The sequence below is a fragment of the Candidatus Poriferisodalis sp. genome (genome assembly GCF_965215815.1).
Taxonomy (GTDB): Bacteria; Actinomycetota; Acidimicrobiia; order Acidimicrobiales; family Poriferisodalaceae; genus Poriferisodalis.
Genome location: NZ_CBDCEO010000013.1, coordinates 1,708,265 through 1,726,981 on the forward strand (window position 1 = coordinate 1,708,265; position 18,717 = coordinate 1,726,981).

1 protein-coding gene (running past one end of the window) is annotated in these 18,717 nt (G+C 65.8%); it reads left to right on the forward strand.

Annotated features, from left to right (window positions below; genetic code table 11):
* A protein-coding gene (locus ACOOHB_RS17790; protein ID WP_420446135.1) for a fibronectin type III domain-containing protein crosses the window boundary here: on the forward strand, nucleotides 1-18,717 show its 5' portion. It continues 8,550 nt past the right edge of the window; 18,717 of the gene's 27,267 nt are visible here — the first part of the coding sequence; the start codon lies at nucleotides 1-3; its stop codon lies off the right edge, out of view.

Consider the following 18,717-nt stretch of genomic DNA (forward strand, 5'->3'; position numbering starts at 1 on the left):
TTGATTGTCGGGCTGCTGCCTGCGGTGGAGGCGGGCGCGCAGGCTGCCGTAGACGAGGACGGTGTCAGCTCCGGAGCGACGGACCTTGGCATCACGGCGGCATGGGACTCGGCCCAGTTGGTCGATGACAGCCTCGGCGCCGACGCCGACGCCGACGCCGACGCTGTCGACTATTTCAGCTTCACCGTTGACGAACCGCAGTTGCTGAAACTTCGTGTCAAGAGGCTGTCGAGCGACGCCGACCTGTACTTGGAGGACTCGCTGGGCACGGTGCTGGCGTCGAGCGTCAACACGGGCGACACCACCGAGGCGATCGACGTCGGCCTTGTGGCTGGCACGTACTTCGTACGGGTGGCTGCGGTCGATTCGGGGCCTATGACCTATCGGCTGCGCGCGATGGCCACTGAGGCGCCACCGGGAACAGAGTTCTTGGGAGGGTCTGACGAGGTCGCCCCCGAGCCGAATGGCCGGAGCGACACCCCCGAGACCGAGACTCCTCTGAAAGAAGCTCCGGCAGAAGAAACCATTCAGGCCCGCTCGGATCATGACGACGACGACTCGCTGCCCGGTGGTGCGGTTGATCTCGGCGACGTCACCGATCTCGGAGTGCTCGGCCCGATACGCACGGGTCGATGGAACGGCGTGCTCAACGGGGGCGGCGCCGCGATCGACTACTACTCGTTCACGCTGATGACTGACCGCTTGGTCGCCGTCGCCTTGATCAACATGGCCGCCGACGCCGACCTGTTCGTCGAGCGGCTAGAGGCAGATTCGTCATTGACCGTTCTTGCCTCGAGTACGAACGTCGCGAATTCGCAAGAAATGCTGAATGCCGAGTTGCCCGCAGGCACGTATTACGTGCGGGTGGAAGCCATTCAACGCGGACGATTCACCTACCGACTGACCATGGGCACCACGTCGCCCCGTGCTGATGATCCCGCTGCAGATTTCACCACCGCGGCCGTTGTCGAAGTGGGCGACTGCTTCGAGGCGGAGGACGGGGCCAAGATCTCGCCGCATTGGGACCTCGACTGGGTGGGAGTGGAACTGGTCGCCGGCGAGGACTATGTGCTCGAGGTCCGCGGCTTCGGCGCAGGAGTCGGATCGCTCACCGATCCCGAACTGCTCGCAATGTATGTCGATCCAAACGGCTCGATGTACGGCGCGTATGAAGCGGCGGGTCGGACGTACTCCAAGGGAACGGGCCGCATTTCGAAAAACGGGCTTTCCCGCGACCACTTCGACTCGGGTTCGTCGCTCTATGACGCGACGCTGGCGGACTTGGTCGCTGAGGAGCCAAACCGCAAGTACATCGACGCTCACGACCTCGACGACGGCGGAGACGCACGCGCACGCAATAATGACGCGTGGCTGCTGTTTCGGGCAGAGGCCACTGGCTGGCATTACATGAAGGTCGCCTCGTCGGGCGGCTTCCAAGGCTCGTACGTCGTCGCGGCAGCCACCGCTGCCGAGGCGCCGGCACGGTGCGCGAAGCAGCCCGGCCGAACGCGCGCCGTGCGCGCCGAGCCCGTGAACGACACCACCGTGGAGGTGAACTGGGACCCGCCCGACGACGGCGGCGCGCCCATCGCCGGCTACGACGTCGAATACCGGCAGGCGGCTGCCGCCCAAGCTCGAGCCCGGTCGGCACCAGGCACTCCTGGGTTTGAGCCAGGCGCGAAGAACGCGGGGACCGAAGCCGACCAGGACGGCTGGACGCTGTGGGGCCATGTCGACGACCCCAACTCGCAAGCAGTGCTCGTGGACGGCCTTGAACCTGACACCGAATACGAGTTCCGGGTTCGCGCTGTCAACGAAGTCGGCGAAGGCACATGGTCAGACGAGCCGACGCAAGACGCTCCGGCCGTTGCGCCCGCAGCAGCCGCCACGCTGCCGCCTGGACAGGGCAACCAGTTGCCGATCCTCGAATATCCGATCTCACCGGTTGGCGTCGATGAGAATTCACGTCTCGATGTCGCGATCACCGCGGTCGATCCTGATGCCGAGGATGATGCAGTCGAGGTCGTGGTGATCGACTCGGTTCCGCCAGGCGTGTTCTCGGTCACAGCGGACGGGCGTCTCGTCTCTGTAGATGTCCTCGACCACGAAGCCGGCACGCACTCAGTGACACTCGAGCTGACGAGCGGCACGGGTGGCCGGGCGCTGTCGGTGTCGCGTGAGATCGAGATCGACGTTCGGGATCTGCTCGAGCCGCCGACCGCGCCGCTGGACCTGAACGCGGTGGCGACGACCGCCTCGACTGTCGAGCTGAACTGGGCGGCTTCGACCACGACAGGCCCCCAGGACATTTCGTACAAGGCCAACTACCGCGTGGTCGACAGCCCCGACTGGAGCGTCGAATTCGTCGGCACGGCGCTGAGGCAGACGTTCACAGGACTGAGCCCGGGCGTCGCGTACGTATTCCGCGTCGCAGCGGTCAACGCCGAAGGCGCCAGTGCCTATGTCACCGATACGGCTACGACGCCGATACATCCCGATCTGGTGGTGTCGAGGCTGTCGCTGGAGATCGGCGAGAGCGACTCTGACTCGTTCACGGTGAGGCTCGCGACCCAGCCGTCGGCGACGGTGGAGGTGTTGGTGTCCTCCGATGATGTGGGTGCGGCGACGGTGTCGGATGCGTCGTTGGAGTTCACGACCCAGGACTGGGCTGCGACCCAGACGGTGACGGTGAGCGGTGTGTCCGATACGGACGCGTCGGACGAGTCGGTCGAGGTGTTGCTGGAGGCGACGTCGACCGATACGGACTATGAGGATCTGGACGCATCGGTTGCGGTGTCGGTGACCGATGATGACGATCCCGGCCTGGTGCTGAGTGTTTCGTCGCTGGATATCGGCGAGGACGGCAACGGCACCTTCACGGTGAAGCTGGCGACCTTGCCGACGGCGAACGTGTCGGTGGCAGTGACCTCCGGCGACACGGGCGTGGCAACGGTGTCACCGACGCCGCTGGTGTTCACGACGCAGAACTGGGGCACGACCCAGACGGTGACGGTGACTGGTGTCGCCGATGCCGACGCCGCAGACGCGCGGGTGGCAGTGTCGCTGGCGGCGACGTCAACGGACACTGACTACTCGGGCGAGACCGGGTCGGTGTCGGTGGATGTGGCCGATGATGATGCGCCGAGCTTGGTGGTGAGCGAGTCGTCGCTGGACATCGGCGAGGACGGTTCGGGCACGTTCACGGTGAAGCTGGCGACACAGCCGACGGGCACCGTGACCGTCGCAGTGTTTTCCCGCATGCCGAGCGAGGCGACGGTGTCGGATTCGTCGCTGGTGTTCACGACCACGACATGGGAAACGGCGCAGATCGTGACGGTGTCGGGTGTGGCTGATGACGATGCTGTCGACGAAACGTTGCTGGTGGAGGTGGCGGTGTCGTCGTCGGCCGATTCGAGCTATTCGAGTCTGTCGAAGACGGTGTCTGTGTCGGTGGACGATTCGGACACGGCCGGCTTTGTGCTCACAGATTCGTCGTTGAACATCAGCGAAGACGGTTCGGCGTCGTTCACGGTGGCGCTGGCATCGCGCCCGACCGCGTCGGTGTCAGTCACGGTCGTCTCTGGCAACACCGGCGCGGCGACGGTGTCTCCGACGCTGTTGACGTTCTCGACCACCAATTGGAGCACTCCCAAGACGGTGTTGGTGGAGGGCGTGTCGGACAGCAATGTGTCCAACGAGACGCTGTCGGTGATGCTGAGCGCGACGTCCTCGGATGCCCTCTATCAGGGCAAGACCGGATCGGTTGCGGTGTCGGTGACCGACATCGACACACCGGGGCTGGTCGTGAGCCGCTCGACGCTCGATGTCGACGAGAACGGCCAGGCAACGTTCACGGTGAGGCTGGCGACACAGCCCACCGCGTCGGTGACGGTGTCGGTGACCTCGGGTGACACCGGTGCGGCGACGGTGTCACCGACGCCGCCGACGGTGCTGACGTTCACGACCACGGATTGGGCGGCGGCACAGACGGTGACGGTGTCGGGTGTCGCGGACGAGGACGCGCTCGATGAGACGGTGGCGGTGTCGCTGGAAGCGGCGTCGACGGATCTGGGCTATGAGGGTGTGACCGGTTCGGTGGCGGTGTCGGTGGCCGATGACGAGACGGCTGGGCTGGTCGTGAGTCGGAACACCTTGGATATCGACGAGGACGGCAGCGGCACCTTCACGGTGAAGCTGGCGAGCCGGCCGTCGGTGTCGGTGTCGGTGTCGGTGACCTCGGGCGACACCGACATTGCGACGGTGTCGCGTTCGACGTTGACGTTCTCGACCACGGATTGGGGCACCGCCCAGACGGTGACGGTGTCCGGTGTGGACGATGACGATGCCAGCGATGTGTCGGTGGCGGTGTCGCTGTCGGCGACGTCGACGGATCTGGGCTATGAGGGTGTGACCGGTTCGGTGGCGGTGTCGGTGGCCGATGACGAGACGGCTGGGCTGGTCGTGAGTCGGAACACCTTGGATATCGACGAGGACGGCAGCGGCACCTTCACGGTGAAGCTGGCGAGCCGGCCGTCGGTGTCGGTGTCGGTGTCGGTGGTCTCGGCTGATGTGACCGAGGCGACGGTGTCTGCGACGCCGTCGGCGGTGCTGACGTTCACGACCGCGGATTGGGGCACGGCGCAGACGGTGACGGTGTCGGGTGTCGCGGACGCGGACGCGTGGGACGAGACGGTTGACGTGTCGTTGTCGGCGGTGTCGGTTGATGCTGATTATCAGGGTGAGACCGCTTCGGTGGCGGTGTCGGTGACAGACATCGACACTGCCGGTGTGGTGGTGAGCGATTCGACGCTGGACGTGGCCGAGGACGGCACGGCGTCGTTCACGGTGAGGCTGGCGACCCAGCCGTCGCATTCGGTGTCGGTGTCGGTGGTATCGGGTGATCTGGGTGCGGCGACGGTGTCGCATGCGTCGCTGGCGTTCACGACCCAGAACTGGGCGGCGGCGCAGACGGTCACGGTGACCGGTGTGGCCGACAGCGATGTGTCCAATGAGACAGTGACCGTGTCGCTGTCGGCGACGTCGACGGATCTGGGCTATTCGGGCAAGACGGCGTCGGTGGCGGTGTCGGTGACAGACATCGACACTGCCGGTTTGGTGGTGAGCGATTCGTCGCTGGAGGTGGCCGAGGACGGCACGGCGTCGTTCACGGTGAGGCTGGCGACCCAGCCGTCGCATTCGGTGACGGTGTCAGTCGGTTCGGACGACACGGGTGCGGCGACGGTGTCGGACTCGTCGCTGGTGTTCACGACCACCGATTGGGGCACCGCCCAGACGGTGACGGTGTCCGGTGTGTCGGACGAGGACGCGTGGGACGAGTCGGTGGCTGTGTCGTTGTCGGCGGTGTCGGTTGATGCTGATTATCAGGGCGAGACCGGGTCGGTCGCGGTGTCGGTGGCCGATGACGAGACGGCTGGGCTGGTGGTGAGCTTGGACACGCTCCAGATCGATGAGGACGGTTCTGGTTCGTTCACGGTGAGGCTGGCGTCGCTGCCGTCGGCGTCGGTGTCGGTGTCGGTCGGCTCGGGCGATGTGGGTGCGGCGACGGTGTCGCATTCGTCGTTGACGTTCACGACCACCGATTGGGGCACTGCGCAGACGGTGACGGTGTCGGGTGTCGCGGATGCGGATGCGTGGGACGAGTCGGTGGCTGTGTCGTTGTCGGCGGTGTCGGTTGATGCTGATTATCAGGGCGAGACCGGATCGGTCGCCGTGGAGGTGGCCGATGACGAGACCGCGGGTGTGGTGGTGTCGGTGTCGAGCTTGGACGCGCTGGAGGTGGCCGAGGACGGCAGCGGCACCTTCACGGTGAAGCTGGCGAGCCGGCCGTCGGCGTCGGTGTCGGTGTCGGTGGTCTCGGATGATGTGTCGGTGGCGACGGTGTCGGACTCGTCGTTGACGTTCACGACCACCGATTGGGCGACGGCTCGGACGGTGACGGTGTCGGGTGTCGCGGATGCGGATGCGTGGGATGAGACGGTTGACGTGTCGTTGTCGGCGGTGTCGGTTGATGCTGATTATCAGGGCGAGACCGCTTCGGTGGCGGTAGAGGTGGCCGACATCGACACTGCCGGTTTGGTGGTGAGCGATTCGTCGCTGGACGTGGCCGAGGACGGCACGGCGTCGTTCACGGTGAGGCTGGCGACCCAGCCGTCGCATTCGGTGACGGTGTCAGTCAGTTCGGACGACACGGGTGCGGCGTCGGTGTCGCGTGCGTCGTTGACGTTCACGACCACCGATTGGGCGACGGCTCGGACGGTGACGGTGTCGGGTGTCGCGGACGAGGACGCGCTCGATGAGACGGTTGACGTGTCGTTGTCGGCGGTGTCGGTGGATGCTGATTATCAGGGCGAGACCGCTTCGGTGGCGGTGTCGGTGACAGACATCGACACTGCCGGTTTGGTGGTGAGCGATTCGTCGCTGGAGGTGGCCGAGGACGGTACGGCGTCGTTCACGGTGAGGCTGGCGACCCAGCCGTCGCATTCGGTGACGGTGTCAGTCGGTTCGGGCGACACGGGTGCGGCGTCGGTGTCGGACTCGTCGCTGGTGTTCACGACCACCGATTGGGGCACCGCCCAGACGGTGACGGTGTCCGGTGTGTCGGACGAGGACGCGTGGGACGAGTCGGTGGCTGTGTCGTTGTCGGCGGTGTCGGTGGATGCTGATTATCAGGGCGAGACCGGGTCGGTCGCGGTGTCGGTGGCCGATGACGAGACGGCCGGGCTGGTGGTGAGCTTGGACACGCTCCAGATCGATGAGGACGGCAACGGCTCGTTCACGGTGAAGCTGGCGTCGCTGCCGTCGGCGTCGGTGACGGTGTCAGTCGGCTCGGACGATGTGGGTGCGGCGACGGTGTCGGATGCGTCGTTGACGTTCACGACCACCGATTGGGGCACTGCGCAGACGGTGACGGTGTCGGGTGTCGCGGATGCGGATGCGTGGGACGAGTCGGTGGCTGTGTCGTTGTCGGCGGTGTCGGTTGATGCTGATTATCAGGGCGAGACCGGATCGGTCGCCGTGGAGGTGGCCGATGACGAGACCGCGGGTGTGGTGGTGTCGGTGTCGAGCTTGGACGCGCTGGAGGTGGCCGAGGACGGCAGCGGCACCTTCACGGTGAGGCTGGCGACCCAGCCGTCGCATTCGGTGACGGTGTCGGTGGTCTCGGCTGATGTGACCGAGGCGACGGTGTCGGACTCGTCGTTGACGTTCACGACCACCGATTGGGCGACGGCTCGGACGGTGACGGTGTCGGGTGTCGCGGATGCGGATGCGTGGGATGAGACGGTTGACGTGTCGTTGTCGGCGGTGTCGGTTGATGCTGATTATCAGGGCGAGACCGCTTCGGTGGCGGTAGAGGTGGCCGACATCGACACTGCCGGTTTGGTGGTGAGCGATTCGTCGCTGGACGTGGCCGAGGACGGCACGGCGTCGTTCACGGTGAGGCTGGCGACCCAGCCGTCGCATTCGGTGACGGTGTCGGTGGTATCGGGTGATCTGGGTGCGGCGACGGTGTCGCATGCGTCGCTGGCGTTCACGACCCAGAACTGGGCGGCGGCGCAGACGGTCACGGTGACCGGTGTGGCCGACAGCGATGTGTCCAATGAGACAGTGACCGTGTCGCTGTCGTCGACGTCGACGGATCTGGGCTATTCGGGCAAGACGGCGTCGGTGGCGGTGTCGGTGACCGACATCGACACTGCCGGTTTGGTGGTGAGCGATTCGTCGCTGGAGGTGGCCGAGGACGGTACGGCGTCGTTCACGGTGAGGCTGGCGACCCAGCCGTCGCATTCGGTGACGGTGTCAGTCGGTTCGGGCGACACGGGTGCGGCGTCGGTGTCGGACTCGTCGCTGGTGTTCACGACCACGAATTGGGGCACCGCCCAGACGGTGACGGTGTCCGGTGTGTCGGACGAGGACGCGTGGGACGAGTCGGTGGCTGTGTCGTTGTCGGCGGTGTCGGTGGATGCTGATTATCAGGGCGAGACCGGGTCGGTCGCGGTGTCGGTGGCCGATGACGAGACGGCTGGGCTGGTGGTGAGCTTGGACACGCTCCAGATCGATGAGGACGGTTCTGGTTCGTTCACGGTGAGGCTGGCGTCGCTGCCGTCGGCGTCGGTGACGGTGTCAGTCGGCTCGGGCGATGTGGGTGCGGCGACGGTGTCGCATTCGTCGTTGACGTTCACGACCACCGATTGGGGCACTGCGCAGACGGTGACGGTGTCGGGTGTCGCGGATGAGGATGCGTGGGACGAGTCGGTGGCTGTGTCGCTGTCGGCGTCCTCGGCGGATTTGGACTACTCGGGCGAGGTCGGGTCGGTCGCGGTGTCGGTGGCCGATGATGAGACGGCTGGGCTGGTGGTGAGCTTGGACACGCTCCAGATCGATGAGGACGGCAACGGCTTGTTCACGGTGAAGCTGGCGTCGCTGCCGTCGGCGTCGGTGACGGTGTCAGTCGGTTCGGGCGATGTGGGTGCGGCGACGGTGTCGGATGCGTCGTTGACGTTCACGACCGCGGATTGGGGCACCGCGCAGACGGTGTCGGTGTCGGGTGTCGCGGATGCGGATGCGTGGGACGAGTCGGTGGCTGTGTCGTTGTCGGCGGTGTCGGTGGATGCTGATTATCAGGGCGAGACCGGGTCGGTCGCGGTGTCGGTGGCCGATGATGAGACGGCTGGGCTGGTGGTGAGCTTGGACACGCTCCAGATCGATGAGGACGGCAACGGCTTGTTCACGGTGAAGCTGGCGTCGCTGCCGTCGGCGTCGGTGTCGGTGTCGGTCGGTTCGGGCGATGTGGGTGCGGCGACGGTGTCGGATGCGTCGTTGACGTTCACGACCGCGGATTGGGGCACCGCGCAGACGGTGTCGGTGTCGGGTGTCGCGGATGCGGACGCGTGGGACGAGTCGGTGGCTGTGTCGTTGTCGGCGGTGTCGGTGGATGCTGATTATCAGGGCGAGACCGGGTCGGTCGCGGTGTCGGTGGCCGATGATGAGACGGCTGGGCTGGTGGTGAGCTTGGACACGCTCCAGATCGATGAGGACGGCAACGGCTCGTTCACGGTGAAGCTGGCGTCGCTGCCGTCGGCGTCGGTGACGGTGTCGGTCGGCTCGGGCGATGTGGGTGCGGCGACGGTGTCGGATGCGTCGTTGACGTTCACGACCACCGATTGGGGCACGGCGCAGACGGTGACGGTGTCGGGTGTCGCGGATGAGGATGCGTGGGACGAGTCGGTGGCTGTGTCGTTGTCGGCGTCCTCGGCGGATTTGGATTATTCGGGCGAGACCGGGTCGGTCGCTGTGGAGGTGGCCGATGACGAGACCGCGGGTGTGGTGGTGTCGGTGTCGAGCTTGGACGCGCTGGAGGTGGCCGAGGACGGCAGCGGCACCTTCACGGTGAGGCTGGCGACCCAGCCGTCGCATTCGGTGACGGTGTCAGTCGGTTCGGGCGACACGGGTGCGGCGACGGTGTCGGATGCGTCGTTGACGTTCACGACCACCGATTGGGGCACCGCCCAGACGGTGACGGTGTCGGGTGTCGCGGATGCGGATGCGTGGGACGAGTCGGTGGCTGTGTCGTTGTCGGCGGTGTCGGTGGATGCTGATTATCAGGGCGAGACCGGGTCGGTCGCTGTGGAGGTGGCCGATGACGAGACCGTGGGCCTGGTGGTGTCGGTGTCGGGCCTGGAGATCGACGAGGACGGCAACGGCTCGTTCACGGTGAAGCTGGCGTCGCTGCCGTCGGCGACGGTGTCGGTGTCGGTTAGCTCGGGCGATACGGGTGCGGCGACGGTGTCGCATTCGTCGTTGACATTCACGACCACCGATTGGGGCACCGCGCAGACGGTGTCGGTGTCGGGTGTGTCGGATGCGGATGCGTGGGACGAGTCGGTGGCGGTGTCGCTGTCGGCGTCCTCGGCGGATTTGGACTACTCGGGCGAGACCGGATCGGTCGCGGTGTCGGTGGCCGATGATGAGACGGCTGGGCTGGTGGTGAGCTTGGACACGCTCCAGATCGATGAGGACGGTTCTGGTTCGTTCACGGTGAAGCTGGCGAGCCTGCCGTCGGCGTCGGTGTCGGTGTCGGTCGGTTCGGGCGATACGGGTGCGGCGACGGTGTCGGATGCGTCGTTGACATTTACGACCACCGATTGGGGCACCGCGCAGACGGTGACGGTGTCGGGTGTCGCGGATGCGGATGCGTGGGACGAGTCGGTGGCTGTGTCGTTGTCGGCGTCCTCGGCGGATTTGGATTATTCGGGCGAGACCGGATCGGTCGCGGTGTCGGTGGCCGATGACGAGACCGCGGGCCTGGTGGTGTCGGTGTCGGGCCTGGAGATCGACGAGGACGGCAACGGCTCGTTCACGGTGAAGCTGGCGTCGCTGCCGTCGGCGACGGTGTCGGTGTCGGTTAGCTCGGGCGATACGGGTGCGGCGACGGTGTCGCATTCGTCGTTGACATTCACGACCACCGATTGGGGCACCGCGCAGACCGTGACGGTGTCCGGTGTGTCGGACGCGGACGCGGACGATGCGACGGTGGCTGTGTCGTTGTCGGCGTCCTCGGCGGATTTGGATTATTCGGGCGAGACCGGGTCGGTCGCGGTGTCGGTGGCCGATGACGAGACCGCGGGCCTGGTGGTGTCGGTGTCGGGCCTGGAGATCGACGAGGACGGCAACGGCTCATTCACGGTGAAGCTGGCGTCGCTGCCGTCGGCGACGGTGTCGGTGTCAGTCAGCTCGGGCGACACGGGTGCGGCGACGGTGTCGCATGCAACGCTGGTGTTCACGACCCAGAACTGGGCGATCGCGCAGACCGTGACGGTGTCCGGTGTGTCGGACGCGGACGCGGACGATGCGACGGTGGCTGTGTCGTTGTCGGCGTCCTCGACGGATCTGGACTATTCCGGCGAGACCGCTGAGGTCGCTGTGGATGTCGACGATGACGAGACGGCCGGGCTGGTCGTGAGCTTGGACACGCTGGACGTCGATGAGGACGGCACGGCGACCTTCACGGTGAAGCTGGCGTCGCAGCCTTCGGCGTCGGTGTCGGTGGCAGTCAGCTCGGGCGACACGGGTGCGGCGACGGTGTCGCATTCGTCGTTGACATTTACGACCACGGATTGGGCGACGGCGCAGACGGTGACGGTGTCGGGTGTGTCGGACTTGGACGCGTGGGACGAGTCGGTGACCGTGTCGCTGTCGGCGTCCTCGACGGATCTGGCTTATGGGGGCGAGACCGCTGAGGTCGCTGTGGATGTCGACGATGACGAGACGGCCGGGCTGGTCGTGAGCTTGGACACGCTGGACGTCGATGAGGACGGCACGGCGACCTTCACGGTGAAGCTGGCGTCGCAGCCTTCGGCGTCGGTGTCGGTCGCGGTGGTCTCGGGCGATGTGGGTGCGGCGACGGTGTCGCCGACGCCGCTGGAGTTCACGACCACGGATTGGGCGACGGCCCAGACCGTGACCGTGACCGGTGTGTCGGACGTGGACACCGACGACGAGACGGTGACCGTGTCGCTGTCGGCATCAGGCGGCGACTACGCGAACCTGGCCGGGTCGGTGGCCGTGACGGTGGCCGACGACGACACACCGGCCGATCCTGAGATTGTGGTGAGCCCCAACCCGCTGGACGTTGACGAAGGCGGAACCGCCACCTTCACGGTGAGGCTTGCCACCCAACCGACGACGTCAGTCATCTTGCTGGTGCGATCCGACGACTCCGACATTGCGACCGCTGATCAATTCACGCTGAACTTCTCGACGCAGGACTGGAGCACCCCCCAGACCGTGACAGTGACGGGCGTCGAAGACGACGACGGCAAGGACGAATCGGTTGAGATCCAACTGGAACCGTTGACGAGCGACGCCGTCTATACCGACTTGTCTGCGTCCGCGCTGGTGAACGTGATCGACAACGACACCCCCAGCGTCGTGCTCAGCGCATCGATGCTGGATATCGGAGAGGGCGCCACCAGCGTGTTCACGGTGAAGCTGGCGACCCAGCCGGCTGCTTCAGTCACCGTGACAGTCACCTCGAGTGACTTGGGCGCGGCGACCGTCACGACCTCGACGCTCCCATTCACAACCGCTAACTGGAACCTGTATCAGGCCGTGTCGGTGCGGGCCGTCAACGACAACGATGCCTACGACGAGACGGTGACGCTCACGTTGTCGGTGGTATCGAACGACGTCGACTACGACGGCGTCACCAAGACCCTCACCGTGAACGTCGAGGACTCCGCACTGGCCGGGATCGAGTTGAACGCGACCACGCTGAATGTCGAAGAGGGAGGCACAGCGACGTTCACCGTCAAGCTCGCGACCCAGCCCGACGACTCAGTGACGGTGGCCCTGTCCTCTGGCGACACCACCGCGGCGACCGCTGCGCCGACGCCGCTGGCTTTCACCACCGTGAACTGGGCAACGGCCCAGACCGTGACCATCACGGGCGTGTCGGACACCGACGCGGTGAATGAAACCGTGACCGTCACGCTGTCAGCAATGTCGACTGACACCGAGTACAACGGGCTGTCAGGGACGGTGATCGTCAACGTCGACGACTCCGCTGCGGCCGGGATCGAGTTGAGCGCGACCACGCTGGATGTCGATGAGGGCAGCACTGCTACGTTCACGGTGAAGCTGAAGTCGCAGCCCACCGACGACGTATCGGTGGCGGTGACCTCTGATGACACCGGCGCAGCGACCTTCGCACCGACGCCGCTCACGTTCACGGCGCTGAACTGGCAGACAGCTCAAACCGTGACGGCGACGGCGCTGCCCGACATCGACTCCATCGACGAGACCGTCACCGTGACGCTGTCGGCAACATCGAACGACGCTGAGTACGCGGGCCTCTCGACCACGCTGGCGGTCTCTGTTGCCGACACCACCGAGAACGCACTCCCGCAGATCACCAACACGAATCTGAGCGTCAGCCTCGACGAGAATTCTGCGCTGAGCCTGCAAGTGGTCGCAGTGGACACCGACGCCGAGGACTCGATCACCGCGTACACGATCGACGGCGGCGCCGACTCGACGCTGTTCTCGATCACTTCCGCCGGCGTGCTGTCGATGGTCAAAGACGGAGCCGCATTCCTGCCCGACTATGAGGACCCCCAGGACGCAAGCACTCCGGCGGACAACGAGTACGAAGTCGTCGTCAAGGTCACCAGTGGCACCGCGGATCGTGTGCTCAGCACCACGGCGACATTCGTGATCGTCGTCTCGAATGTGGCCGAGCTGCCAGGCCCGCCGTTGGGCGTCGAAGTCACCCAGGAGAACCTCACCTCGCTCATGGTGAAGTGGAACCCGCCCGTGAACACGGGACCACCGCTGACGTCCTACGACGTCGTGTACACGATCGGCAACAGCGCCACCGAGCACCGCGTACAGGTCGCAGCCAGTACCACGAGTCACCTGCTGTCAAACGACGCAGTCATCAACAAGGGCAAGACAATCAGCGTTTACGTCGTGGCCACGAATGCGGAAGGCCAGGGAACGGAGTCATCGACGATTGCGGCTCGCACCGATGAGTGCGATGCAACGGCCGACGGCGCGTGCAACGCCTCGTTGTCCAGCAATAACGGGAAGCTGGGCCGCATCAACGTCCATGACACGACGGCCGACACCGACTGGTTCAGCATCAGTCTTGTCGCCAACACCGACTACCAGATCGATGTGGTCGGCGTCTCGCCGCAAGGCTCCCAAGCGCTCGCCGATTCCTACATTGCGATGTACGACGACCGGGGCACCGCCATCGCCGGTGCCACCGACGACAATGGCGGCACCGACAACGAAGCGCAGCTGATCTTCACGCCCGACGTCAGCGGCACCTTCTACATCGCAGTCTCCGAGTCAGGCGGGGACGCGACCGGCGCGTATCGAGTGAAAATCGCCGCGGTCAACGTTCCCCCGGCATTTGTTGGCGGCGACACCAAAACGGTCACCTACGACGAGGACAACCGGAGTTTCACCGTCATCGTCGAAGCTGAAGACGCCGATCTCGAAGACGGCAACGCAACGCTCTCGATCGCTCAGAATGCGACAGATGGCGGCGCCGACTACGCCACGTTCACGATTGACGCGATCGGCTTCGTGACTCTCAACTCCACGTCGAAGCTCGACTTCGAGGCTCGCACCGCGTATGAGCTGAAGATCACCGCGACCACCGGCAGCGGCACACGCATCAAGAGCTCGGTGCTGACGATCACCGTCAACGCCACCGACGTCGAATGCGCCGCCGATGACACCACCACGTGCGAACCGCTGCAGGACGTGCCCGAGATCGAGGACATCGGCACCAACGGCACCGATGTCGACTGGTTCTCCACGAGGCTCACCGGGGGCACGTCGTACGTCATCGAGGCAGCCGGCGCCGACGCCACTCCCAGCGGCGGCACCTTGGCGGATCCCGTCGTAGCGCTCCTCGACGCCGACGGCGATCCGGTGACGGCTTCCGATGTCGCGATCACCGATGCCGACGCTGACGCCGACGGCATCGCCACGATCATGTTCACGCCCAGCTCGACCGGCACGTTCTATATAGCGGTGAGCGAGGACGGCGCCGACGCCATCGGCACCTACACGCTCACGATCGGGCAGGCGGCCAATGCGCAGCCGCAGATCACCAACACCAGCCTCGATGTGTCCGTTGCGGAGAACGCAGCGCTGAGCCTGCAGCTCACCGCGGCCGACGCCGACACCGAAGACTCGATCACCGGCTTCCGCATCGCGGGCGGCTACGACCAACGCTTCTTCGCTGTCACCACTGCCGGCGTACTGTCGATGGTCTCAGACGGGGCGGCGTACCTGCCTGACTTCGAGCGTCCCGGCGACACACCGATCGGCTCGGCAATCGGCGACAACGTGTACGAAGTCGATGTCGAGGTCACCAGCGGCACTGGTGTGCGACGACGCACCGGGACGGCACACATCACCGTCACCGTCACCGACGTCGACGGCGAGGCGCCGGGCGTGCCGACCACGCTGAATGTGACCAACACCGCACTCGGCTCGATCGAGTTCAGCTGGGCTGCGCCCGACAACACCGGACCCGATCCAGTGAGCTACACGCTGCAGTACCGGCGCATGGGCGACACCGCGTGGACCGCCGGGACCGTCAGCGGGCTCACCGGCGAAGCGACTTCGCTGGCTGCGGGCACCGAGTACCAGGCGCAGGTGCGCGCCAGCAATGCAGAGGGCGACGGCGCATGGACTTCGGCGGTGAGCGATTGGTCCGACGACTGCGGCGCTGCCACGTCCACGACCTGCACCGTGCTTGTGGGAGGCGCCACGCAGGGCCGCCTCAGCCAGCGGGCAAACAACAACGACACCGACTGGTTCTCCGTGACGCTCGAGAGCGGGGTCACCTACGTCATCGACATCAAGGGCGATGAGACGAACGCCTACGGCGGCACTTTGGACGACCCCCATCTGGCGCTGAAGAACGCCACCGGCGGCGGGATCCCCCAGCAGAACGACGAAGACAGCGGCGAGGGGGCGAACGCCCAGCTGAGCTACACGCCAAGCACGTCGGGAATCGTGTACATCGTCGCGTCTGCGTTGCGCGGCAACATTCTTGGCACCTACACCGTCGAGATCAGAGCCGAGGACGACTGCGCCGCCGACGAGGACACGACGTGCTCGGTGACCCTGGGCAGCGATGCCACAGGTGACATCGAGTTCGATGCGGACGCGGACTGGTTCGAGGTGTCGCTCGTCGCCGACACGGAGTACCGCTTCGCGGTCCGAGGCAGCGACGCCACTCCCGACGGCGGCACGCTGGTCGATCCGGTGGTGACGCTGTACGACGCCGACGGCGATGCGGCAGCCGTTGCAGGCGTCGCAGTGTCCAATAGCGACTCTGACAGCAACGGGATCGCCGAAGTCACGTTCACACCGAGCACCGCTGGGAACTACTACATCGAAGTTTCCGAGGATGGCGACGACGCTGTCGGCACCTACACCGTCGAAGCGGCGATTTTCGTTGCCAACAACGCGCCGAGCATCACCAACAGCGACCTCAGCCTCGATCTGGACGAGAACGACTTGTTGAACGTGCAGATCGTCGCGACCGACGACGACAGCGAGGATTCCATCACCGGCTACTCGGTCATGGGCGGCACGGACATGGCGCTGTTCACGATCAGCAGCTCGGGCGTGCTGTCGATGGAACGCAACGGCACAGCGTTCGCACCCGATTTCGAGGATCCCCAGGACGCCAGCACCCCGCCCGACAACGTCTATGAGGTGCAGGTCTCGGTCACCAGCGGCACGGGCGACCGGGTGATGACTACGTCCGCCGATGTCACTGTCACGGTCATCGACGTGAGCACCGATCGGCCTGACGCACCGCAGTCGCTCCAGGTGATCGCTGAATTCACCAATGCGATCAGGATCGGCTGGACGACGCCTGCCAACATCGACGACGCCACCGTCACCGGCTATCGCTACACCTTCACCGACACGAACGGCGCCGATACGACCGGTGTGACGACCAGCACCCAATACCTGCAGACGAACTTGTCGAGCGGCGCGCAGTACACGATCACAGTGGTGGCGCTGTCGGCCGCCGGCGACTCGCTCAACAATCCGACCATCACCGCGCATGCCGACGACTGCTCCGCGACGACGGCCTCGCTGTGCACGGTCGCGGTGGGCGGCGAAGAGTCCGGCCGCATCAACATCGATACGACCACGCCGGACCGCGACGCCTACGGGGTGCAGTTCGTCGCAGACACCGAGTACCGCTTGCGCGTCGTAGGTGGCGTCGGCAACGACGAGCTTGCCGAGCCTGCGCTGCGTCTGCTCAAAGCCGACGGGAGCGCGGTCGTCGTGGGCGGATCGCCCGTCGAAGACCTCTGGGTGTCGGGTCCGCGCAACGTCAGGGTGAAGTTCACTCCCGAAGCCGACAACACGTACTTCATTCAGGTGGCTGAGAACGGCGACGACGCAATCGGCACCTACACCGTCGATGTGGTCGTACTCAACGCGCCGCCAAGCTTCGACGAGGGCGGCGCTCGGACGCTGTCGGTGGCCGAGGGCGCCACGCTGTCGCAGACCGTCAACGCCAGCGACACCGACGTGTCTGACCAGACCGTCGAATTCTCCATTGCGCAAAATGCAACCGGCGGCGGCGCCGACTACGCCTCATTCGAGATTGACGCGAACTCCGGTGCGCTGACACTGGCCTCCGGAGTCGTGCTCGACTTCGAGACCAAGTCCAGCTATGAGGTGAAGGTCACGGCCACTTCCGGCGCCGGCGCCCGCGCCAAGAGCGCCGCACAAGCCATCACGGTGACCGTGACTGATGTCGAGTGCGCCGCTGACGACACCACCGAGTGCTCGGTCACGCTTGCGGCGTCCAATGCCGAGTCCATCGGCACCGCAGCCGACGTCGACTGGTTCGTGCTCACTGTGGCGGCGGGCGCGACCTACCAAGTCGACGTGACGGGTGGCAGCGGCACCCCAGAGTTGGTGTCGCCGACGGTGACGATCCTCGACGACACCGGCGCTGACCTGTCGCCGGCGGCAGCCGACAGCGATGACGGCACCGACAACGTTGCCAGCGTCACCCTCGTTGTCGAAGGCAGCTCCACGGTGACCTACTTCGTCGTGGTGGCCGAGAACGGCGACGACGCCACCGGTGATTATGTCGTGTCGGTAACCGATGTCACCGAACGATCAGTGTCCGAGCCGTCCGGTGGGGACCTGCCTGCCGCCGACTCCACCACCGGCCTGGTGCTCGTGGGCGATGAGGTCACCGGCCGCGTCGCAACCAGCGGGGATCAGGACTGGTTTGGCGTCGAGCTTGCGGCGGAGCGGATGCACCGATTCGAAGTCACCGGAGCTGCCGGCAGCGGCCTCGCCGACCCCGTCGTGACGCTCTATGACGCATCGGGGACGGCGGTCACGGGCGTGTCCGACAGCGACGCAGACAACGACGGCACCGCCAGCGTCGATTTCGAGCCCGACGCCACCGCGACGTACTTCGTGGAGGTCTCGGGGCTCGCCAATGCGGTCGGCGGCTATGTCTTGACGGTTACCGATGTCACGCCCAAGCTGGTCACCGACCTCAAAGCGGGTGTTCAGCACACGTGTGCGCTGTGGGATGACGGCGCGGTCGGATGCTGGGGTGACAGCGCTGATGGGAGGACCGTTGCGCCGTCGAACGTGAGCTTCGATTCGATCGCCACCGGAGCGCAGACATCGTGCGGGATCACCCCCGAGGGAACCATCGCGTGCTGGGGCAAACAGACCGGCGGGCTGACCACACCTGCGGCAGGCACAGACTTCGTCGCGGTCGATGTCGGCACCCTCCACGCGTGCGCATTGCGCTCAGACGGCACGGTGGCGTGCTGGGGCTTTGACAGCGACGGCAACACCACGCCGCCGACCGATGCCGACGGCGACGAGGTGCTGTTCTCGCTGATCGCTGTCAACTGGTACTACGCCTGCGGCATCACTTCGACCGACTCACAACTGGAGTGCTGGGGGAGGCCGGGCACCTACAACGTCACGACACCGCCGGCAGGTGCGTTCGACGCGGTCGTGCTCGGCGACCAACATGCGTGCGCGCTGCGCTCAGACGGCACGGTGGCGTGCTGGGGCAACTCGGCCAAAAGACGTACCCAACCGCCGACGGACGCCGGCAACGCGGTGGAGTTCTCGGCAATCTCAGCCGGACAGCACTACACGTGC